This window comes from Metamycoplasma neophronis (assembly GCF_006491995.1).
GTDB classification, from domain to species: Bacteria; Bacillota_I; Bacilli_A; order Mycoplasmatales; family Metamycoplasmataceae; genus Metamycoplasma; species Metamycoplasma neophronis.
On the sequence record NZ_VHHP01000006.1, the window covers coordinates 1 to 24,108 of the forward strand.

A 24,108-nucleotide genomic window follows, 5' to 3' on the forward strand; every position below is an offset into this window, starting at 1 on the left:
CAGCTAGGTCGTTTTATTAATTAATCATTTTAAGTTTTACCAAAGTTAAAATATAAAAAATAAAAGGGCAAAAAATAAATTAGATTAAATGAATAAAAGATAGATTTTACGACTTTATAAAAATATTAAAAAACTAGTTAATTGAAATATTTAAATGAAATATAAACATTTAAATAATGAACGATTTGTTTGCCTCTATTATTGAGGCATTAATAATTATATTATTATTTTTAGAACAATATACAAAAAAAATTAACTTTTAGCAATTTTTTTAACAAATAAAATTTTGCAATTTTAATGACATTTTTATGGAAGATTTAGAAATTTTTTTGTGTTTTAAAATAATAATTAATTTTATAGTTTAAAAAATAGTTCGCGGTCGGCGAACTATTTTTTTACTATTTAGTTTTATTTGCTAATTGTTCTTCTGTGTAAACTGAAGCAAATTTTCTGTTGATTCTGTTTTCGAATTTAACAATTCCATCGATTAACGCAAATAGAGTATCATCTTTTCCACGACCAACATTGTTGCCTGGGAAAATTTTTGTTCCTCTTTGTCTATAGATAATGCTTCCCGCTGAAACAAATTGACCGTCAGTAGCTTTAACGCCTAATCTTCTACCGGCTGAATCTCTACTATTAGAGGTTGTTCCACCTGATTTCGTATGTGCCATAACTATTTAACCTTTATTTCTGAGATTTTAACTCTTGTATATGGTTGACGGTGTCCTAATTTACGTTTGTGGGTTGATTTAGCATTGTGTCTATAAACAATAATTTTTTTTGCTTTACCTTGTTTTTCGATGGTTCCTAAAACAGAAGCTTTTTCTACAAAAGGTGTACCAATTTTATCATCTAGAGCTAAAACTCTGTCAAATACAACTTGTTCACCCTCGTTGCCTTCGATTTTTTCGATGTAAATAACATCGCCGGCTTTAACAAGTAATTGTTTTCCACCAGTTTCGATAATTGCAAACATGTGTGAGCCTCCTTATATTTTGTCGCATCCTTGAGGTACTATAAAATAGTTTGTAAACCTGTTTAGTATGGTTACTCTATAAGTAACGAATATATTATACAACATAATCAAAAAAAGCACCTTATTATTTGGCGCTTTTTTTTATTCTTTTTATTCGTTGTCTTGACCTAAATCGTCAACATCATCATAATCTTCATCAGTTGCGATAACTTCTTCATCAGCTGGGTTATAGTCTTCTACTAATTCATTAGTGAATGCATCAATATCAATTGGATCTGAAACTTCTTCTGGATTAATTTCATTATTGCTAAAGTAATTAATTGAAGGTCTAATATCATATTTTGAATGTTCTTCAAATGGTCTTAAAGCTGTTCCTGAAGGAATTTTCTTACCAACAATGATATTTTCTTTTAGTCCACTTAATGTATCTGATCTAGATGAGATAGCAGCGTGAACTAAAATCTTACTTGTTTCTTGATATGAAGCGGCCGCTAAGAATGAATCTGATAGTAAAGGAACTTGTTTTGCCCCTTTGATTACAACTTTACCATATGATGGTCTTAAGCCTTTTGATAATAGGTGAGCATTTTCTTCTTGATAGTCAAAAATATCAACGATAGCTCCGGCAAAGAATTTAGAATCACCAGGTTCAGAAATAACAATTTTCGACATCATTTGACGAATAATAATTTCAATATATTTATCAGAAATTGCAATCCCTTGAATACGGTAAATTCTTTGAATTTCTTTTAATAAGTAGTTTTGAACGGTGATAGTGTCAGTTAGGTTTAATAATTCTTTTAAAATTACTGGACCTTCCGATAGTTTTTGGCCAATTCTAACTTCATCATTTTCTTTAACACGTAATTTTTTAGTTGTGTTAACAAATACTTTTTTAGGAACTTTTTGCCCGTCGTTTGTTTCAGTAAGAATAGTAATTAAGTAGTTGTTTGCATCTTTTTCATCAACTTCGATGTCAGTTACTTTTCCTTTATATGGAGAAATAACAGCAGGACGTCCTCATGGTTGTTCATGGGCGTCAATTAATTCGATTAGACGCGTGAAACCACCAGTAATATCTTCAACACCGGCAACCCCACCAGTATGGAATGTACGCATGGTTAATTGTGTACCAGGTTCACCGATTGATTGAGCTGCAATAATACCAACAGCTTCACCAATGTTAACAATTCTATTTGTTGCCAAGTCTTTACCGAAACACATTTTACATACACCATTTCTGGTGTTGCAGCCTAAAATTGATCTAATTTCAACTTCTTCAATGTTGTCCTCAACAATTCTTTGAGCAATTTTTTCAGTAATTAAAGTGTTTCTTGGACAAATTTCAATACCTTTTTTAGAAATAACTGGTTTATTTGCAAAACGACCAACAATTCTTTCTTTTAATGAAACAATAATTTGTTTTGTTTTAGTATCAACAATGTTTCTTGCAACATAACCATAGTCAGAACCACAGTTTTCTTGACGTACAACAATGTTTTGTGCAACGTCAACTAAACGACGAGTTAAGTAACCTGATTTTGCAGTGTTAAGAGCAGTATCAGTTAGCCCTTTACGAGCCCCGTGGGTAGATGAATAGAACTCGAATGCGGTTAAACCTTCAATGAATGAAGATTTAACTGGAACTTCAACAGTTGATCTAACAACACGGTCGTTTTTAGCATCGGCTTTAGTGGTTTTAGTGTTGTTAGCCATAAGTCCACGCATACCAGCTAATTGAACGTAGTTAGAGATGTTGCCCCGAGCTCCTGAGTTAATCATGGTAATAACAGGGTTTTGTGGGTTTTCTTTAATGATTTTTTGCAAGTCTTCTTGAATTTCGTCTTTGATTTCAGCTCATTTTTTAATCGTTAATGAGTATCTATCGTCGTCTGTAATTCAACCTAAATTATAGTATTGTTTTAATTTAGAAATGTATTCATCCCCTTCTTTGATTAATTCAGCTTTTTTATCAGTTTCTAAAATGTCTGAGAATGAAATAGAAATACCTGAAATTGTTGAATAATCAAAGCCTAATTGTTTAATTTCGTCTAGAATTGAAGCCACGATATTGGTATATTTGAATCATACACCATCTAAAATTTTGGCTTTTTCTTCTGGAGTTAAAGGACTATTTGAACCAGCCATTCTTTCTGGACTATGTAATTGAATTTTGTTTAATTCTTCTTCCGTAAATTGTGATAACAATATTGCGTGTTCAGAATCAATTTTCTTGTTTTCATATGTTTTTAAGCTAATATATTCTGCCAAGCTGTTGTAATCACTGTCATTTAATGATAGCTTATCAACTGCAGAAGCTACGTCTGCCATTGAGATTGTTGCAACATACTTATCAAAGGCGTAACGAATAATTTTAGCAATGTTTTTCTTATTGAATGCTTCCTGAATTGGCAATTCATATTTAATGTAATCAACAATATTTGTTCCGGCAGGCACAACATATTTTGCATTAAATGATTGATTGTAATCTTCTAATGAGTTTGCTTTATTTACTTTATTGTCATAAATAAATGGGAATGATCTTGGAAATACATTATTGAAGATAAATTTACCAACGGTTGAAATAATGTATTGTTGCTTATCGTGTGGGTTAATTAATTTTGATGATTTGACACTTTCAGCAGGCAATGCCACTCTAGCATGTAACGAAACCTTTTTAGCTTCCAATGCTCTCATCATGTGATCGAAGTCATCAAATACTCTACCTTCACCTAAAGCACCATTTTCTTCAATAGTTAAGTAGTATAGACCTAAAATCATATCTTGTGAAGGGTTGATAATAGGTTCACCATCTTTAGGACCTAAAATGTTTTTATTAGCCAACATTAATTCACGTGATTCTAATAATGCTTGTTCAGAAATAGGAACGTGAACAGCCATTTGGTCCCCGTCGAAGTCGGCGTTGAATGGGGTACATACTAGCGGATGAAGTCTGATTGCCTTACCACGAACTAAAACAGGTTCGAAAGCTTGAATTGATAAACGGTGTAGGGTTGGTGCCCGGTTTAATAATACAAGTCTTCCTTTAATAGCATCGGCAACGTGTGGTCAAATTACTGGGTTTTGGTCTTCAATAATTTTCTTAGCATTTTTTATTGTTGTTGCAACTTCTTTTTCGATTAAACGAGCAATAATTCAAGGTTCAAATAATTTAGCCGCCATTTCACGTGGAATACCACATTGGTGCATTTTAAGACTTGGACCTACAACAATAACTGAACGACCTGAATAGTCAACACGTTTACCTAATAAGTTTTGTCTAAAACGACCTTTTTTACCAGTTAAGGCATCCGAGATTGATTTAAATGGACGGTTGTCTTTTGATAAAACTGGGTTTGGTGATCTTCTTTGGTTATCAATTAAAGCATCAACTGCTTCTTGAATCATTCTTAATTCGTTTTGGATAACTAAAGTAGGAGCATCTTTTTCTTGTCATTGTTGTAAACGGTTATTTCTAATAATTACCCGACGATATAGTTCGTTAATATCAGAAGTTGAGTGACGTCCACCATCTAATTGGATTAATGGACGTAAATCAGCAGGAATAACTGGCAAGTTGTAAATTAACATGCTAGTTGGATCTTGTTTAGATTCAATGAATGCATTAATAACTTGTAAACGTTTATATAGTTTTTCGCGGCTTTGTTTTGCAGTAGAAGCGAATCTATCGGGATTTTCAATTTCTTCTGCATTTAACTTAGCAATTTCGTTAGTAACATATTCTTTTTCTTTTTGTAAATCAAGGTTTTTTAATAGATATTCAATAGCGATTGCACCGGTTCCGATTTTAGCATCTGAATAGTGTTCAATAACTTCGTTTAATTCATAGAAGTCAATACCGTATTCTTGACCAATTTTAGAAGTTGCTTTTTCAACTAATGAGTCTAAAGTTTCCTTAATGTCATCATATTCTTCAGTGCCTGGTTCAAAACGTTCTAACAATTCTTCTAATGCAGCTTTATAAATAATAGCAGCTTCATTGATTTCAATTATTTGGTTTTTAGGCAATGATTTTAAACCACCATTTTCTAATACAATGTGGTTTTTGTAATAAATTAGATTTTCTAACTCTTCACGTTTAACGGTATCACTTGAATGATTTGAAGATCTTAAACCTAATAATTTGAAAATAATTGAGTGGTCAACTTTAAAGTATCAAAAGTGAACAACAGGACTATTTAATTTAATGTGACCCATGTGATTTCTACGGGCCATTTTAGGAAGAATTTGTACATGTTCTTGTTTATATAATTCAGTTCTTGTACAGTAACTTCCTTCATTAATTTTTTTGTATTTAAAACCACAAACTGGACAACGGTAGTCAATCATTGGTCCGAAAATTATTTCATCAAATAACCCACCACGTTCTGGCTTATAGCTTTTATAGTTTATAGTTTCAGGCTTTGTAACTTCACCGTGTGATCAACTTTCAACATCTTCTGGAGTTGCAAGTGCTAATGATATTTTTGAGATTCTTTCTTCATCTAATGAGTCGTATTTAGAATTCTTTTTCATTATTCGGCTCCTCCTTCAAATTCTTGATAGTATTTAGTATCAATTCTTTCAGCTTCGTCATCAATAGCATCGGTACCATCATTTTCGTGAGCTTCAAGTTTAATACCCAAACCACGTAGTTCGTATGCTAAAACGTTGAATGATTCTGGCATACCAGGTTTTGGCAATTTAGTTTTACGAGCTAAAGCGTTGTATAGTTGGTTACGTCCAATGATATTGTCTGATTTGTATGTCAATAATTCTTGTAATACGTTTGATGCACCATAAGATTCAATAGCTCAAGTTTCCATTTCTCCAAATCTTTGTCCCCCGTTTTGTGATTTACCTCCAAGAGGTTGTTGGGTAATAAGCGAGTATGGACCAACTGAACGTGCGTGCATTTTGTCATCAACCATGTGGTAAAGTTTTAGATAGTACATAATACCAACTGAAATAGGATGATCAAATGGTTCACCAGTTTGACCATTATATACTGTTGTTTTTCCGGTTGGATTTAAGTCAGCTTCTTCTAAAATTTCCTTAATTTGGTTGTGAGTAATACCGTCAAAAATTGGGGTAACAAATTTAGTATTTAGTTTTTTAGCAGCTAAACCTAAGTGAAGTTCTAGAACTTGTCCAATGTTCATACGTGAAGGAACACCTTGAGGATTTAATACGATATCCAAAGGAGTACCGTCTTCTAGATATGGCATTTCTTCAACTGGTAATACGATCGAAACAACCCCTTTGTTACCGTGACGTCCAGCCATTTTATCCCCGACTTTGATTTTACGTTTTTGTGCGATTGATACTTTAACGATTTTTTCGATACCATCTTCTAATTGGTCACCAAATTCACGTGATAGAACTTCAACTGCTACAACAGTTCCGTTATGTCCGTGTTTTACTTTAAGAGATGTATCTTTTCTTGAAGCAGTTTTTTGTCCAAAAATTGCTGCCATCAATTTTTCTTCTGGAGTCGGATTTTCTTCACCTTTTGGTGATGTTCTACCAACTAAAATATCTCCAGCGCTAACTTCTGAACCAACTCTAACGATTCCATCTTCGCCCAAGAAACGTTTTGAGTAGTTAGAAACGTTTGGAATATCGCTTGTTAAAATATCTTCTCCAGCTTTTGAATGTCTGAATTGGATAGTTTGTTCTTCGATATAAATTGAGGTATAAACGTCATCTTTAACTAATCTTTCAGATAACACAACGGCATCTTCATAGTTATATCCGTGTCAAGTTGTAAAACCAACTAATACGTTTTTACCTAAAGCCATTTCTCCATTTTTCATTGATGGACCATCAACTAATAAATCGCCGGCTTTAATTTCTTGTCCGACCTTAACTATTGGAACTTGGTGAATTAGAGTTCCTTGGTTAGATCTTTCAAATGTTCTTAAATGATAAATATCACTCTTTGTTGCTCCATGAGGAGTGATTTTAATTACATCAGCATCAACATAGTTAACAATACCGTCTCTTGTTGCACGAATATTTGTTGAAGAATATTTAGCAATGTCAGCTTCTACACCAGTTGCAACTAATGGTGCTTCTGGGAATAAAACAGGAACTGCTTGACGTTGCATGTTAGAACCCATAAGTGCCCGGTTAGCATCGTCATTTTCCAAGAATGGAATAGCAGAAGCAGCAATAGAAGTCATTTGACGGTTTGAAACCCCGATAAAGTCAACTTCTTCAGCTTTAACTTCGATATATTCATTATCACGTCTTACCATTACTTTTTCATCAGTAATAGTGTTGTTTTCGATGTGAACGGTTGATTGAGCAAAAGTATAGCCTGCTTCTTCGATAGCTGTTAAATATACTGGTTTAGTAAAATCAACAACTTTATTTTTAACTCTAAAATATGGAGATTGAATAAAGCCATATTTGTCAATTTGAGCAAATGATGCTAAGTTAAGAATCAAACCGATGTTTGGACCTTCAGGAGTTTCAATTGGACAAATACGTCCGAAGTGAGTTGGGTGAACGTCACGAACTTCAAATTGTGCGGTGTCACGGTTAAGACCTCTTGGTCCAAGTGATGTAATTCTACGTTTGTTTGAAATTTCTGCTAATGGGTTACATTGGTCCATGAATTGTGATAATTTTGATGTATTAAAGAATGATTTAAATTGGTTAAAAATAGGTTTGTTATTAGTTACATTCTTTGGTGTAATCTTATCAATGTCTTTAGTAGAAATTCTTTCTTTGGTATTTTTTTCTAATTTGATTAAACCAACTCTAAATTGGTTTTGTAATAATTCTCCAATTGTAACAATTCTTTTGTTAATTAATGAATCGGGGTCATCATCAACTCCGACTTTTGATAATAAATTAAAGTAGTATGAAATTGTTGCAATTAAATCTGGGATTAATAGAAAGTTTTCATGTGAGGTAGGATCGTTTCCCAATACAAGAACTTTATTATCATGGTTCATATCATTTTCAGTTGGGTAAATTCAAACCTTAGGAACTGACAAACGATCGAATAATGAATCATTTCCTGGAACATCAATTTGGCTTCCGTATACTTGATAATCCACATCTGGTAGACGTCACATAGGAATAATGCCTTGTTTGAATTCTTCATGAATTTTACGAGCCATTTCTCATGTAATGAACGAACCCTTTTCATATAGTAGTTCGCCATCTGATGAAAAAATGTTTTCTGCTAGATATGAATTAGCAATTCTTTCCATAACATTAAGTTTACGATTTAATGTAAAACGACCGGTTTCGGTTAAGTTATATCTTTTTTCGTTAAATAATGTTGATGGAATAAGGTTACGCGCTGATTCAGCTGTCATCCGGTCACCTTTTCTGATTAAACGGTAGATAGCTTCTTGCGCTTCACGAGTAACCATTTGCGCATCTGGTCCGACAATTTTATCTTTTTTAAATGTTTCTTCTAATTCAGGAATTTCACCGAACATACTTCTAATGCCTTTTTCGGTAAATCCTAATGCTTTTAGAAATGTGGTTAATAAAAATGATTTATTTTTGTCGATATGGATTTTTACGGTATCGGCACTTGATGAAGTTACCTTGTGATAAATTTCAACTCATGAACCGATTTGTGGAATAATTTCAACTTTGTTAAATAAGTCGTTAGCTTGTTTATTTCTAACGTTAAGTCCAAAGTATGCTCCGGTTGAACGAATTAATTGAGAAACAATAACTTTTTCTGATCCGTTAATGATGAATGAACCACCGTAAGTCATAATAGGAATTTCAGCAAAAACAACTTCTGAGTCCTCAACTTCACCGGTTTCGATGTTGATTTGTCTTAATCTTGCTTTTAATTTTCCTTGATATGATGACCCTTTTTGTTTAGCTTCTTTAATGCATTCAAATTCTGATTTTTTAGGATATTCAAAGTGAGCTGAATTATAAATGTATTCGATTCTAACTTTTCCATTAGCTTCGATTGGATAAATGTTTCTTAACTCTTCTTCGATGCCTTCTTTAATAAATTTTTCAACAGAATCTCTTTGCATTTCTAAAAAGTCAGGGGTATCAAATTTCTTTTGACTAATTGAGTAGTCTCTTCTCTCGGTAATAGGACCAAACTTTCTGATTTCGTATTTAGATTTATTCACCATATCTTACCTCATGTTTCTTAGATTTTTAATTATAAAAATTTGTATTTTTTTTAAATTATATTCAGTTTTTATGTTATTTATATATACACGTATATATAAATAAAAAAGACAAAAAAGGCTTTAAAAGCCTATTTTTGCATTATTTTATGATTAGTCTAAAGTAACTTCAGCGCCAACTTCAGCTAATTTAGCTTTGATAGCTTCAGCTTCTTCTTTTTTAGCATTTTCTTTTAGAACTGCAGGAGCTGATTCAACTAATTTTTTAGCGTCCATTAGACCTAAACCTAATAAGTCTTTAACAACTTTAATAACGTTTAGTTTGTTTCCACCGTCTGATTTTAATGTAACGTTGAAAACAGATTTTTCTTCAGCAGCTTCAGCAGCAGCTGGAGCAGCAGCAGCTACAACAGCAGTAGGATCAATACCGAATTCTTCTTTTAATCCTTCTACTAATTCCATAACTTCTTTAATGTTCATTTCTTTTAATGCTGAAACAAATTCTTCTTTTGTTAATTTTGCCATAATATTTTCTCCTTATGTGTTAATTAATTATTCAGATACTTTTCCTTGTTTAACTAACTCATTTAGACCAATAGCTAAGTTTCTGATTGGTGCTAATAGTGAGTTTCCTAGAATCATCAATGATTCTTCGTATGAAGGAAGTTTTGCGATTTCGTCTAATGCTTTAGCATCAACTACATTGTTTTCGTAGATACCAGCTACTAATTCTAATGCTGGGAATTGTTTTTTAAATTTAACTAAAGTTTTTAATGAACTTAAATCATCTTCTTTAGCAAAAGCATAAATGTTTTGTCCTACTAAAGCGTCGTTTAATTCAGCTTTACCTAGTTGAGAAAGAGCTTGTTTAACAAGTCTGTTTTTGTAAACTTTTAATAAAACACCGGCTTTAGCTAATTCATTACGAATGGTTTGTAATGAAACTACGTCTAATGTTTTGTAATTTACAACGTATAAAGCTTTAGATTCATTTAAGTTTTTAGCGATTTCATCAACTACTAAAACTTTAGCATCTCTTAAAGCACTCATTTTTCCTCCTATATATTAATTTTGCAATATCCAAAAAAGTAAACATACTTGGTAACCTTATTAAGCTTACGCCGTTACTGTCTTCATATATTGCGTGCTTATTATACCACATATAAAATATATAAATGATATTTTTTGGTTTTTTACATAGTAAACTATTTTTGAAATAATTTTGTGCTTTCATAATAAGGGTCTTGTGTTAAATTAAGTCCTATTTTAGCAAAAGTTTCTTGATCGGTATGCGACAAAATTACGGTTGAATGAACTTCACAGCCTTTTAATGAGTTAAGCTTTTCCAGTGCCTTTTGTGAATTAATGTCATTTTGCGCACTAATGGTTAGGGCTATTAATGTTTCATTTAAATGCAACCTAGGATTAGAATTCTTAAATGTATTTATTTTTAAATTTTGCAATGATGTAATAATGTCTTTATTTAACAAATCAATTTTGTCGGGAATATTTGCCAAATATTTAAGAGCATTTAATAAAGCTGCCGAATTTGAACCCATTAATTCAGTTGTTTTGCCATAAACTGTATAGCCGTCAGGCAGTGTAATTGCTGTAGCCGGCAATTTGTTTAAATCGGCCACGTTTCTTGCTTTAAATATGCAAGGACGTAAATTAAAATTAATGTGATTATCATTAATAATTTTCTCAATACGTTCAATTGTTTTATATGGAGTCAAGTCGCGTTTGAATTCCACGAGCGATTTGAAATAACGACGAATAATTTCTTTATTTGCTGCCAAATGACATTCATCTAAATTATCAATGCAGAACCCTACCATATTTACTCCCATGTCTGTCGGTGATGCATAAGGGCTAATACCATAAATCTTTTTGAATAACGAATTCAGAACAGGAAACGCCTCAAGATCACGGTTATAATTAGTTGTAATTGTGTGGTATTTTCTTTCATGATAATAATCAATCATATTTTTATCAGCCAGATCTGCCGTTGCCGCTTCATAAGCTAAATTGATAGGGTCATTCAATGCTAAATTTCAAACTGGAAATGTTTCAAATTTGGCATATCCAGAAGTTTTATTCATTAAACTATCATGATATAGCTGACTTAAAGCAACTGCCAACTTCCCCGAACCAGGTCCTGGCGCAGTAATAATAATTAATTCTTTTTTTACATCAATATAATCATTTTTCCCGAATCCATCTTTTGAAATAATGAAATTAACATCGTTGGGATAATTCTTAATTGGATAGTGTCTTGAAACTTTAATACCTAAATTCTCTAAACGTTTTTTAAATTTATTAACCAAAGTATTCTGTTTATATTTTGTAATTACGACGTTTTGAATATATAACCCAAGGCTTCTAAACGTGTCAATTAATCTCAAAACATCTTGGTCATAACTAATTCCGATATCACTCCGCATCTTATTTTTAATAATATCTTCTGATGAAATCGCAATAACTATTTCCACATGTTCTTTTAGTTTTAATAGCAGTTGCATTTTTGAATCCGATTCATATCCTGGCAAAATTCTTGTGGCATGAAAATCATCAAATAGTTTTCCGCCAAATTCCAAATATAAACGATTCCCAAATTGCTTAATTCTTTCATTTATTTTACTAGTTTGAATACGTAAATATTTTTTTAAATTAAATGGCCGCATTATATATCCTTTATTTAATAATATAAATTATACTAATTTAACTGTAAAAAAATATACAATAATAGTATATGGATAAGGTTGCTAATAAGAATATGGAAAAAATAAAAAAAATCTGGTTAGTTACAATAATTTTTCGTTGTATATCTATGTTTTTTTTATTCACTGCGATTATATTTAGCGCAATTGCTATTTTAAAACCTATCTTGGATACAGAAGAACAAATAAAATCATTTGCCGAAGGTCACTTAATAATAGTATTTATAGCAGGCACTTTATTTTCACTTACATTTTTATTTGAATTTATTGGATATATATTAACAATAATTAGCTTTGCTAAGTCACATAAATTAATTGATAAGTTAGAAAAAATATTGATACTCATTAGCCTAATAATTGTCATGCCTTTATACTGATTATCGTTTATCATTATGTTTAAAATTTATCATAAAATTAAACTGAATTTAAGATGTGAAATCTAAAAGATCATAATAAAATGTTTCGGTTTTTTAATATCAAATCGCATATAAATATGAAAGCATTTAGTCAATAGAAATAATATATTTTTTATTGCGCTTTAAGCTGTCTTATAGGAATATCTAAATATAGTAAATTTAAAAAAAATAAAACAAAAAATTAATATAATTAAAATATAAAAATTATTAAGAAAGGTTAAAATGAAAAGAATACGAACCGCCTCTGCCGCGGCCATATCACTTAGAATAATTTCAGGATTATTTTTTGTTGCTGCAATAGTTGTATTTTTTGCAACTTCATTAAATCAAATTTCAAAATCCGAAAATAAAGAGGAATTTTTAAAAACTCACCTTGGTATATTGTGAGCTTTTGCCGGAATATTTTGAATGTCTATAATTTTAGGAATTTTAGGATACGTATTAACCATCCTAGCTATCGATAGAGCCTACAAAAGAAATGAAGTAGCACGTATTATCGGAATTATAGGTGTGATAATAATTCCATTATACATTTTATCGTTTGTAGCATTGTGCATCATTTGTGCTAAAAATAGCGTCGCAAATGAAGAGGAAGAAAAAGAAGCATTAACTAGAACTGAGGCTCAAAAAATAGCGCAAGTAAATCAAAATGCTTACATGATGTACCAAAATAATATGAATAATCAGGGACAACTTAATCAAAATTCTGACCCAACACAAAATAAAGAAATCTAGATAAACAATAACTTTGGCAATTAAATAATTAATAAAAAGCAATACAAAAGCGCCGATATGGCGCTTTTTTTATTGCTGTTTTAATGTTTGAATAATAAACGGTTCTTTGTAATAAAATCTTTATTTAAAAAGTCTTTTTTATTGTAAGTTTGAATTTTGCACACTGCTTTTCAAAAATATCCAACTCCAATACATAAAGCAATGCCCCCTAATGGAATTATTAAATTTAATAATACCTTAATTGTCAAACTTTCTCCACTGTATCCAAATGGGTTTCTAAAATTTAAAAATGGATATATAGAAACCTGCATTTTTGAATATATATCAAATCCCTTACCTGTGTCAGCAGATATGCCATTAACAAAAGAATCCACATCTTTAGCTCCAATGAAAAATATCATAACAGTAAATAGATAGTAAGCAATTATCATTAAGGGTGAAAATAATAAAGTTTTATTTGAAACTACCATATTTTTTTTCAATAAAATAAATATTGCTATTCCCGCAATCGGGTTAATTAAATGTACCGGAACTGATAAAAATTTTCATGATAATGGGATTTCATATCATAATTCAGGTTTAGCAAAAATAAACGGAATAATAACTCCTCAAAAACCAAGAAAAGTAATACTAATATAAATTGTTGCTAAATATAAAAATCTTTTAGTTCATAAATATTTAGGGAAAACTGCATATATTATCAATGATAAACTTATTAAAATATTACTTATATAAGTAAAAGTGAATCTAACTTGCAAAAATGCTCCCGAAATTGATGGAAAAACACCCGCTTCAACCATTGAACTTTTTGTTTGCGCATCTAATTTTAAAATTGCTTCATTAATAGTAAATGAATCAGAGACTCACGATGCAACAAAAGTAATGCATCATAATAAAAGCATCGAAATTCCCGTTCAAAAAGCTGCTAGTCTTTTTTTATCTTTAGAAATAAAAGGGAATTTTTTATATCAGGGCAATAAAATTTGATTTAAATCTTCCGTTTCTTGTGTTTTATCTTTATTAAATAAATTATTTTTCATATTCATAATTATATTCATCTAATTTTAAATTATTAAATTATTTTAATTTAAATTGAGTATAGTATAATGAATGTATATAGAAAAGGAAAGGATAAAAAATGAATTTTAGTTCAGTAGCAAGGTCGTTAGAAGGAAAATCACGCTCTGTCAAATCATCGGGAATTACTTGATTTATTTTGCCTAGCATATTTACAGTATTCTTTATTATTTTAAGCGTATTATTCACGCTAGGTATCGGCTTTGATGCCAAACCAGGTACAAATATTTTCAAATACATATACGATTTTTTAAAAAACGGAGAATATAAAGAAGGAAGTAATTTGCCTATTGTGATAATTGTTTATTTATCATTAACAGCTGCATTACTTTTTATAATTTTATTTACGGGTTGAATTATTACTATCGTTGTGCTTGCCAATATTGTTGGATTAAAGGAAATGTTGAGAAAGATTACAACCCTACCTATACTTTCATTAGATACTCAAAATAAAGCAAAATCGGCCCTTTCAAATGCCGGAGCATCTGCTGTATTGCTAGGATTAGGTATTATAATCGGTCCTCTTGCTTTTATAGGAATTATATTAGCTTTAGTATCAGCTTCTAAATCTAAGCAAGTAGCAAACGATATATTATGACAACTGCAAGTTAACCAACTAGCACAAACAACTAATAACCCAACTCACTTTTAATTATGTTTAATTTTTTTAAAAAGAAAAACCAGCAATCAAATGTTCCGAATGTAAACGGAATTGATCAAAATCAATCAAAACCAAGTTTTGACTACGAAAGTACAATCACCCCGCAAAAGAAAAAAACTCTGCTTTCTATTTTTAGAAAAGAAGTTGTGTCAAAAACATTCGCAATGTTGTTTTGACTTATATTTGTTATAGCTTCAATCGCCGGAGCAATTGCAACTTATTTTTTAATTACAGCAAAAGAAGATAGCAAAAGCAACGGTGCTGGATATTACACTTTATGCGGAATTATTTTTCTTTTTTCATTAATTTTATTTATTGTTTATGCAGTTAAATTAACGGCATTAAAAATGGCGAGTCGTTCGCTAAGAACAAACATTGATACAGTTGATGCAAATATCGGGTTTCATTTATTCGAATTATATCGTTCATTAGTATTGAAAAAATTGAGAATAATTTGAATATATGCATTCTTTTTAACATACTACGGAATTTTTAACCTAATTGTATTTGGTTTATCAAAAGCAGGAATTTGAAGTTATAGTAAACAAGGAGTTGATTTTCAAATTAATTTTCCGGAATTGCTTAAAAAAGCTTTCGGCAATGTAAATATATTGTTAATTATTGGTGCTTCAATTATTTGCGGAATTACGCTTTTGTTTATTATAATTCAAATCCATTTAATGCGTAGAATTAACGAAGTTAAATACAATTTGGGTGGTAATGTATTACAGCTTACCGAAATTGTTAAAAACGACAGAAAAAATGAAAACAAGAACTGGTTAATTAGTTATTGAATTATTTTTGCGATTGTATTTTTAGTGCCTTTATTATTAATTGGTTATCTAATATGAAAAGGTGTTATTCGTAAAAAATCATAAAAATATTTAATGTTCAGTAATCATTGCTGGACATTTTTATTTAAATTTCGCAATAAAAAACACAAGGTTCTAACCTTGTGTCAATGTGTTATTAGTCTTCGTCAACTGAAACTTTACCACCACGTTTTTTGATGATTTCATCAGCTAAGTTACGTGGTAATTTTTCATAGTGATCGAATCACATTTGGTATGTTCCACGACCAGTAGTCATAGATCTTAATTGAGTTGCATAACCAAACATTTCTGATAGTGGAATGTAAGCTTTAATAACATGCGCTCCATCATTTCTGGTTTCGTTGTCACGTACTTGTCCACGACGTCTTGAAATATCTCCCATAACATCTCCGAAGAAGTCTTCAGGAACAACAACAGCAACGTCCATGATTGGTTCTAATAATACAGTACCCAATTGTTCACGACCTTTTGTAAGTGATTTAGAAGCAGCAATTTTATATGCTAATTCAGATGAATCGACTTCGTGGTATGAACCATCGAATAAGGTAGCTTTAATGTCGATCATTGGATAACCTGCAAGGATACCAATATCCATTTTTTCACGTAGACCTTTTTCGATTGATTTAATGTATTCTTTAGGAATTTTACCACCAACGATTTTGTCAATAAATTCAAAACCGCCATCTGGATTTGGTTCGTATTTAATTCATACGTGACCATATTGACCTTTACCACCTGATTGTTTCTTGTGGATACCTTCAACTTCAGCGGCTTTAGTAATGGTTTCACGATATGATACTTGAGGTGCTCCAACAGTAACTTCAACTTTGAATTCACGTTTTAATCTATCTACGATGATATCTAGGTGTAATTCACCCATACCAGCGATAATAGTTTGTCCAGTTTCTTCATCAGTGTAGTATTTGAATGTTGGATCTTCGGCAGCTAATCTTTGTAATGCTAAAGATAATTTTTCTGAAGCATCTTTTGTTTTTGGTTCGATAGCTTGCGAAATAACTGGTTCTGGGAAGTTCATATTTTCTAAAACGATGTCTTTTTGTTTTTCATCGATTAGTGTGTCACCTGTTGTTGTAACTTTTAGACCAACGGCAGCAGCAATGTCACCTGTTCTAACTTCTTCAATGTCAGTTCTTGAGTTAGCATGCATTAATAAAATACGGCTAAATCTTTCTTTTTCACCTTTGGTTGAGTTGAATACGTATGATCCTTTGGTAATAACTCCAGAATAAACTCTGAAGAATGTTAAGTTACCTACGAATGGGTCATTCATAACTTTGAATGCTAGTGATGAGAAGAATTCATCATCAGAAGCTGGAATACTGATTTCTTCTTCGCCCTTGTAAGCTTTCATTGGAGGAATATCTAATGGGCTTGGTAAATAATCAACAACGGCATCAAGCATTAATTTAACACCTTTGTTTTTGAATGATGTACCACAAACTACTGGGAAATATTCTGCAGTTAAAGTGGCTTTACGGATAGCGTCTTTCATTTTTTCAGCGCTAACTTCTTGTTCTGCTAATAATAATTCCATGATTTCTTCGTCAAAATCGGCTAGTGATTCTGCTAATGAAGCTCTCATTAAGATTGCTTCATCTTTTAAATGAGCTGGAATTTCAATTTCTTTTGCATTTTCAGCAGCTTCGCCATCATACTCATAAGCTTTCATTGTAACTAAGTCAATGATTCCTTTGAATTGAGCTTCTTCACCAATGTTTAATTGGATAGCGTGGGCGTTAGCACCTAATAATTTTTTAAGTGATTCAACAGAAGCTTTAAAGTTTGCTCCCATTTTGTCCATTTTGTTTACGTAAACAATTCTAGGAACTCTGTAGTTGGTTGCTTGTCTTCAAACGGTTTCAGTTTGAGGTTCAACACCTGATTGAGCGTCTAGAACAGCAACGGCACCGTCAAGTACACGTAGTGAACGTTCTACTTCGATTGTAAAATCAACGTGACCTGGGGTATCGATGATATTTAATCTTTTACCTCTTCAGTAAGCTGTGGTAGCAGCTGATGTAATGGTAATTCCACGTTCTTGTTCTTGAACCATTCAGTCCATTTGTGAAGCTCCTTCGTGGGTTTCACCGATTTTGTGAATTTTACCAGTGTGGAATAAAACTCTTTCTGTAGTTGTAGTTTTACCAGCATCAATATGCGCCATAATACCGATATTACGGTAATCTTCTAATTTATATTCTCTTGCCATAGAAACGTCCTATTATCATCTGAAGTGAGCAAATGCTTTGTTTGATTCAGCCATCTTGTGAGTGTCTTCACGTTTTTTGATTGCTCCACCCATTTTGTTTGAAGCATCAATAATTTCATTTGCTAACTTTTCTTCCATGGTTTTATCGTTTCTTAATCTTGCATATTGAATTAATCATCTTAATGCTAGAGTTTGTTTTCTTTTAGCACTAACTTCACAAGGAACTTGGTAGTTTGATCCACCAACTCTTCTTGATCTAACTTCTAATTGTGGGCTAATGTTTTCTAAAGCTAAGTTAAATACTTCAATAGCTTCTTTTCCGGTTTTGGTTTTGATAATTTCGAATGCGTTGTATAAGATGTTTTCAGCGATAGATTTTTTACCATCTAACATAATGGTGTTAATTAACTTAGTAATAATTTTTGAGTTAAAAACTGGGTCTGCTAACACATCTCTAACGGGTGCTTTATGTTTTCTTGACATATTTTTTTCCTTTCTAACTTTCTAATTAATTACTTTTTGGTTTTTTAGTACCGTATACTGAACGGCCTTGTTTTCTTCCGTCAACACCAGCAGCATCTTGGGTTCCACGCACGATTGTGTATCTAACCCCTGGTAAATCTTTTACTTTACCTCCACGAATTAAAACAACTGAGTGTTCTTGCAAGTTGTGACCCTCACCTGGAATGTAAGCGGTAACTTCTTGTGTATTTGATAATCTAACACGAGCATACTTACGAATAGCTGAGTTAGGTTTTTTAGGTGTCATAGTAGCAACACGAGTACATACACCACGTTTAAATGGTGCAGGAATAGCAATTTCTTTTTTTAGTAAAGAGTTATACATTTTACCTAAAGCAGGAGCTTTAGATTTTGTAGTCTTGTCTTTACGGCCTTGTTTTACTAATTGTGCAACTGTAGGCATAATATTTTCCTTTCTATAAATTTATTAGTTATGTTTGGTATTTTGCATATTTTTAAAATACTTAGTAATTATACAACAACTAATCCGGTGTTTTACATTTTTTTTATATTTTTTTATTTAATTTGATTTTGATAATTTTTAAATTAAAAAAACGCTAAATTCTAAGCTGTAAAATTAGAATCGCGTTTTATTAAAATATTTATAAATTTTTAAAAATTAATCAACATACTCTATTTCAAATGCTGCTTCGTCAATTGTCCCGTTGTCCATAAAACCTTTTATGTCTGATTCAAACTTTCTAGGAACAACAAGTTTAATTCCATTTGGACTGTCTGGGTCTTGATAAGTAGAAAATTCATTTAAAAAAGTGGCAAAGTGTTTATCAAATGAAACTAATTTTTTTGGCAAAATTATTTTCTTGAAAATAGCATGATCAATTTTAGGTAAATATTCACCCGATGAATAGTCGACATTAATATTACTTGAATTAGTAATATTAGTATTCGATAAATCCAAAGTGTCTACTTCTAAGTCTATATTTGTGTCACCGAAAAATTCTAAAAAGTGACTTGACATATATTCAACGTTATCATCCAATACAATATTTTTTAATTTATATACTTCATCAGGAATTTCATAATCACTATCATTCATGTTTCTTGCCAATGCTTTAAATAGATTTAAAGGTACATAAGTTATTAAGCTGTTTTTGTTTGCTGGAATTTCTAAATAAGATCTTGAAGATAAAGGAAGTCTAGGACCAAAAAACATTCCGGTGTTGGCATCGTATCTGTAAACATCATCTAAACTTTTTAAATAACTCTGTGGATAACGTGAAGAATATGCTATAGGATAAGCACGGTAAGCTATTTCTGATCAATGGCTTTTGTTAATATTTATGAAATAATTATATGGTAAAAAGTTAGTTGATGATTTTATATAGTTATTAATTGAAAAATGTTCATTTTTTTGATATTTTTCTTCTTCTTTATCCATGTTTTTTTCAACCATTTCCGGATTATTTAATAAATCATTCTTATTGATATTATCTGTCGTTGAAAAGATATATGTCAATATATTTCCTACATAGAAATTATTAAGCGTACGCGCATCATTAACAAAATCATATTTAAGAAAATTTTTATTTTTAATATCTTCTAATAAATTATTAGATTTAAAAAATTCTAAATTCTTAGCATATTTCTCTTTAATAACATTTTTATAATTATCTATATATTGACTTATTTTTTCATAAAAATCATCATAATATTTCTTTAAATTAATTAATTTAGTAAATAATTGAGGGATATCCAAACCATTTATATTTGGGTCTTTTAATTTATCGTAAACCTCATCAAATGTATATCCAAATGATTTTTGTTCGGCATTTGTTAATTCATTTTTAAAATATTTAGCTTTAAAATAATTATTATCGAAATAATAAATAGCCATTGTATCAGCCAAATCTTCTTTAGTATAACCAGGTGTTTCAGATACGAAACTATCTAATTCAGATTCTAAAACAGGTTTTATATTTTCTCTAAAAATAGCCAAACTACCATTTTGTGTTTTAAATTGTTCTAATTTATCAGCAATGTTAGAAGTAACTGTAACAAAAGCGTCCTTTTCAACTGGTAAAACATCTCTAAATATTAAATCATACATAGATCTTGCGTTATCATAAAACTCATTATAAACTTTTTCGTTTTCGCCACTATAGTAATTATCTATCATTCAATTTAATACTTTTGCAACAGTTTCATAATACTTGATCAAAATATTGCTGTTGCTACTTTGTTTAGATAATTCTTCATTGTAAGATTTTAATCAGTTTCAATATTTTAAAAAGTCTCTGCTAATAGAATCACCATAATTTTTAATTGTTTGATCAGAAAATTGTCTTTGTAAATATTCATATATACTTTTTGCATATTCATGAGCAAGTCTTTTTACTCCAGAAATTTCTGGATGTTCCGAAGCATAATATTCATCAAGCTCTTTTGTAATAACATATTTATTTTCCTTGTTGTTATATGCAACGTTTTCTAAAATAGTGGCAGGAATTCTCGTTGTTGCATTATCTTCAATATTCGTTCATGGAATAACTTTCTTTTTATTATTATTATTATCTGAACATCTTACCGAAATTATCGATGCCAAAATTACAGCCGTAGTTGCTGCAGATAATAATATTGCAACACCAGCTTTTTTTGTTAAGTTTTTTTTATTTTCTTTCATCTTTCACCTTTCTTTTATTCATTATAAAAGCGTAATACATCCACTTTAACACTTTATTATAACATATAGTTGATATAAAATGCTTTATTGCTGATGAATTTAACTTTACTTTATAAAAAAAATCTCAATTTATTGAAAAATTGTAATTATTAATACTATTTATTTTTGTTTATATTATCTTTCTATTCGATGTTTTTGCATGTTGTTTAAGCAAAATTTATAAGTTAATAATAATAAAATTGGGTAATTAAAAATAAGATATATGCTTTACTGTGATAAAGTGGTTTTATTAAATTAACATATAATTTTTTATTTTTTTCAAAACTAAAATGTAATAAATAATTTAAAACATAAAATAGAAAACTAATTTTGAATATGAATTTTTTATTCTCTATTTTTAAAAAAAATAATCAAATTACATTTTAGGTTCAAAATTATTTTTCTTCATTATCGATATTAGCTTTTGATGTTTTTGCTTCGTTTAAAAATATTTTAATTTTTTCTTTATTAAGAATAATATTTTGAGAAGCCATCTGCATATTTGGTCTATCAAGTGATTTTATATTATTTATTAAACTATTCGCAATATCATAATATTTTTTTTCCGATAATTCATTAGTTGCATAATTCATAGCGTTATTTATTTCTTGATAATAATTAATGATTAAATTAATTTTTTCATCTTTTATTTTTATATATCTATTAATAAAATCATTAACCTTAATTTCGAGGTCATTAATAAATTGCTCCGGAGTATTTAGATCATTTATTTTACTTTCTCTCAACTTCACAAACGTTTCTTTAACTTCACTAATTAGTTTTTGAATATCTGGATCATCTTAATTTTTAAAATAATTATCAAGGTCGCCCATTAAGTCTAACAATGAATTTTTAATCAATGAAAATGTCTTATATTTTATTTCTTTAATTGGGTTACACGCTACAACAACTATTGGCATTATAATTGTGACTGGCAAAGCTAATAATATTCCTTTTATTTAATTTAATTATAATAAAAAATCTTGCTAAACATAGCAAGACTAATTAATTATTTGTTAGCAAAAAATTTTGCTTCAAGCATTTTTTTATACTCTTTTAAAAATTCTGGTAATTCTTTTTCCATGACGGTTTGACCATTGTCAATACTGTAAATAACTGTCGATGTAGGGTTATAAAATAGATCTTCAATATCGCCATCGCGGTATGTTAATCAACCATTTTTTTGAGTTTGTTGATACATTGGATCTTGTGAACGAACTGTATACAAATATTCTTCATATTTTTTGTTGAATTCTTTTTTATCCATTGTCGAAATATTCTCAGTTTCTTTGATAATTTTAACTTTTTTATCCATCTTATCCATTCACTGAATTTCTTTTTCGATTTTTGTCAGTGCTTTTGAATTTGTTAAATCTTTATCAATCCCTAAGATAAGCGCTTCTTTGGCTTGTTGTTCTTCAATAAAACCTAAAGATTCGGCAAAATATTCGATTTTGAATTTTTGATTTAAAAATTCTTTGTATTGACGCATAATATCTTTTTTGTGCATTTTGTTATAAAAAGATACAAAGTGAGCCAATACGCGAGGAGCCAAAGGATTTCCCTCCTCCATCTTTTTGATGTCTAATTTAATTTCTTCCGGATACTCATATGTTAAATGCTTTTTGGCATTTTTTAAAGAAGTCAATTCTAAAGAAATATCTTTTTTATTATGTTTATATTGAGCATAGTTGAACGAAACTAAATAAATGGCTAAAACAGTAGCATTAATAACAATAATTGACAATAAAGCGATTACCAACAATGCTACAAAAAATGCTTCATAATGAACTTTAATATCAGGATTTTTAAGAACTTTAGGAATTAAAACTGCTCCGATTATTGCAACGGCCAAGAAAATTATATTAATAATAATGTAATTTATTGTAGCATTACTTTTAATGTTGAAGCCTTGCACATATTTAATTCTTAGGTCTTCTCCCAATAAATCCTTAGTTTTCTTAATACTTCTTTTAAAATTGATTATAAATCTTGTCGCCATATACAGTGCAATAATGAAAAATACAATTCCTAACAAAGTATAAATAAGAAATTGATTGCCTTTTGCTGGTTGAGCAGCAGTAGTATTATTTGCAAAATTAATCATTAATTTTCACCTTTATCATCATCAGAAGCATTTTCATCTTCTTCATTTTTGTTTTTTAAATCTTCTTTTTTAGTTTTGTCATCTAGTTTGTGATCTTCTTTATTAATGTTTTTCACAATTTTTTCTTCGAATATTGTTGAGATTTTTTCGATCAATTGATCTTTAGTCAAGTCCTTAGCACCAAAAATATTTAGCTTTTCGGCCATTTTGGTTAATTGTTCGTGATCTAATAACTCTAATTTAGCACGGTAACTACTTTTATTTGGTAAAGCTTCGGAAACAATAGCAGCTTCGACAGCATCATCATTTGTTACTGGGTTTTGATTTTGAACCTCTGAATTATTAGCTGCATTAAATTGACCAAAATTTCCGTTCATGAAATTTGAAAACATTTGGAAATATGGGTCTGTTTGTATATTTCTTTGCATAATATCAACTTTTAGATATCTAAAAATTTTTATAATTTTACTGCATTGTAAAAATATTGCGAAATAGACAACAATAAATAAAATTGTTGATGTTAATCTTAAAATCTTGTTAATATCTCATGAGTTTATTTTGAAATATGAAAGCCCTGAGAAAATAATCGTAATAATTTGGAAAATAATTACTAATAAATATATTTGTGAAAGAATAAAAGAATATAGTGAATAATCTTTTTTAGTTGTCGCCTTTGCCAAAGAAAAGACATGTCATATGAAAATTCCTACCGTTAAACAAACTAATACTGCAAATGTTGAAACACTTGAATAGTAAGCATTGTTAATTTGTACAGTCGTAGCTTCTGGTATTTCTTGTGCATAGTGTCCAATATAATTTGCTTTATTTACTGCATATTCAATCAAAGTAGCAACTTGAAGAACAACAATAAGCGCAAAAAAGATTGTAAATAAGATAAATCATATAGAATATGTTTTTTTCTTTTCTTCATATAATTGTTCAACAGAATTGTATTTACTAAAATCTATTTGATGCATATAACCTCCTACGTTTTTATTTCAATATAAATATTTTATATTTAA

General features: G+C 30.1%; 19 protein-coding genes. 4 read left to right on the forward strand and 15 right to left on the reverse strand.

All coding sequences use genetic code 4. The features are described from left to right. Positions 1–398 precede the first annotated feature (398 nt). The 7 genes from rpmA to FJR74_RS02390 form a co-directional block, all read right to left on the reverse strand. Positions 399–674: a 50S ribosomal protein L27 gene (gene rpmA, locus FJR74_RS02360; RefSeq protein ID WP_140914947.1), complete on the reverse strand. Its 276-nt coding sequence runs from the start codon at positions 672–674 to the stop codon at positions 399–401. Positions 675–676: 2 nt separating this feature from the next. After that, a complete protein-coding gene (gene rplU, locus FJR74_RS02365) occupies positions 677–979 on the reverse strand; it encodes a 50S ribosomal protein L21 (protein ID WP_140914948.1) in 303 nt (100 codons plus the stop codon). Positions 980–1,129: 150 nt separating this feature from the next. Further along, on the reverse strand, positions 1,130–5,515 hold the full coding sequence (gene rpoC / locus FJR74_RS07985) for a DNA-directed RNA polymerase subunit beta' (protein ID WP_140914949.1): 4,386 nt from the start codon (positions 5,513–5,515) through the stop codon (positions 1,130–1,132). After that, entirely contained in the window at positions 5,515–9,108 is a 3,594-nt protein-coding gene (rpoB, locus tag FJR74_RS07990; RefSeq protein WP_140914950.1) for a DNA-directed RNA polymerase subunit beta, read from the reverse strand. Before rpoB ends, rpoC begins: the two co-directional genes overlap by 1 nt. A 150-nt stretch (positions 9,109–9,258) precedes the next feature. Continuing rightward, positions 9,259–9,630, reverse strand: a complete 372-nt coding sequence (gene rplL / locus FJR74_RS02380) for a 50S ribosomal protein L7/L12 (RefSeq protein ID WP_027122631.1) — start codon at positions 9,628–9,630, stop codon at positions 9,259–9,261. Positions 9,631–9,657: 27 nt separating this feature from the next. Next, positions 9,658–10,155, reverse strand: a complete 498-nt coding sequence (gene rplJ / locus FJR74_RS02385) for a 50S ribosomal protein L10 (protein ID WP_140914951.1) — start codon at positions 10,153–10,155, stop codon at positions 9,658–9,660. A gap of 155 nt (positions 10,156–10,310) precedes the next feature. Beyond that, the gene (locus FJR74_RS02390) at positions 10,311–11,789 is read right to left on the reverse strand and encodes a DUF1846 domain-containing protein (protein ID WP_140914952.1); all 1,479 of its coding nucleotides are present in this window, start codon (positions 11,787–11,789) and stop codon (positions 10,311–10,313) included. A gap of 68 nt (positions 11,790–11,857) precedes the next feature. On the opposite strand from FJR74_RS02390, the gene FJR74_RS02395 reads away from it, so the two are divergent. Further along, positions 11,858–12,268: a hypothetical protein gene (locus tag FJR74_RS02395; protein WP_140914953.1), complete on the forward strand. Its 411-nt coding sequence runs from the start codon at positions 11,858–11,860 to the stop codon at positions 12,266–12,268. 195 nt (positions 12,269–12,463) lie between these two features. Beyond that, the gene (locus FJR74_RS07995; protein ID WP_140914954.1) at positions 12,464–12,976 is read left to right on the forward strand and encodes a hypothetical protein; all 513 of its coding nucleotides are present in this window, start codon (positions 12,464–12,466) and stop codon (positions 12,974–12,976) included. Between the two features lie 80 nt (positions 12,977–13,056). Here FJR74_RS07995 and FJR74_RS08000 read toward each other — a convergent pair whose 3' ends face one another. Further along, positions 13,057–14,016 carry an MAGa3780 family membrane protein gene (locus FJR74_RS08000; RefSeq protein ID WP_170178330.1) on the reverse strand — a complete coding sequence of 320 codons (960 nt, stop codon included), beginning with the start codon at positions 14,014–14,016 and terminating at the stop codon, positions 13,057–13,059. Positions 14,017–14,114: 98 nt separating this feature from the next. Between FJR74_RS08000 and FJR74_RS08005 the strand changes: the two genes are divergently transcribed. Together FJR74_RS08005 and FJR74_RS08010 are read left to right on the forward strand one after the other, a co-directional pair. Next, on the forward strand, positions 14,115–14,705 hold the full coding sequence (locus FJR74_RS08005) for a hypothetical protein (RefSeq protein ID WP_140914956.1): 591 nt from the start codon (positions 14,115–14,117) through the stop codon (positions 14,703–14,705). A gap of 2 nt (positions 14,706–14,707) precedes the next feature. Further along, positions 14,708–15,592 (forward strand): MSC_0882 family membrane protein, encoded by an 885-nt coding sequence (locus FJR74_RS08010; protein ID WP_140914957.1) that lies wholly within the window; start codon positions 14,708–14,710, stop codon positions 15,590–15,592. A 91-nt stretch (positions 15,593–15,683) separates the two neighbouring features. Here FJR74_RS08010 and fusA read toward each other — a convergent pair whose 3' ends face one another. The 7 genes from fusA to FJR74_RS08020 form a co-directional block, all read right to left on the reverse strand. After that, the gene (gene fusA / locus FJR74_RS02420) at positions 15,684–17,777 is read right to left on the reverse strand and encodes an elongation factor G (RefSeq protein WP_140914958.1); all 2,094 of its coding nucleotides are present in this window, start codon (positions 17,775–17,777) and stop codon (positions 15,684–15,686) included. A 12-nt stretch (positions 17,778–17,789) separates the two neighbouring features. Continuing rightward, entirely contained in the window at positions 17,790–18,260 is a 471-nt protein-coding gene (gene rpsG, locus FJR74_RS02425) for a 30S ribosomal protein S7 (protein WP_140914959.1), read from the reverse strand. 25 nt (positions 18,261–18,285) lie between these two features. After that, the gene (gene rpsL, locus FJR74_RS02430) at positions 18,286–18,702 is read right to left on the reverse strand and encodes a 30S ribosomal protein S12 (protein WP_140914960.1); all 417 of its coding nucleotides are present in this window, start codon (positions 18,700–18,702) and stop codon (positions 18,286–18,288) included. Positions 18,703–18,918: 216 nt separating this feature from the next. After that, positions 18,919–20,940: a hypothetical protein gene (locus FJR74_RS08015; protein ID WP_140914961.1), complete on the reverse strand. Its 2,022-nt coding sequence runs from the start codon at positions 20,938–20,940 to the stop codon at positions 18,919–18,921. A 434-nt stretch (positions 20,941–21,374) separates the two neighbouring features. Beyond that, entirely contained in the window at positions 21,375–21,731 is a 357-nt protein-coding gene (locus FJR74_RS02440; protein ID WP_140914962.1) for a hypothetical protein, read from the reverse strand. 257 nt (positions 21,732–21,988) lie between these two features. Next, positions 21,989–23,086 carry a hypothetical protein gene (locus FJR74_RS02445; RefSeq protein ID WP_140914963.1) on the reverse strand — a complete coding sequence of 366 codons (1,098 nt, stop codon included), beginning with the start codon at positions 23,084–23,086 and terminating at the stop codon, positions 21,989–21,991. Continuing rightward, positions 23,086–24,063: a hypothetical protein gene (locus FJR74_RS08020; RefSeq protein WP_140914964.1), complete on the reverse strand. Its 978-nt coding sequence runs from the start codon at positions 24,061–24,063 to the stop codon at positions 23,086–23,088. The genes FJR74_RS02445 and FJR74_RS08020 overlap by 1 nt, the downstream gene beginning before the upstream one ends. Positions 24,064–24,108: the final 45 nt, after the last annotated feature.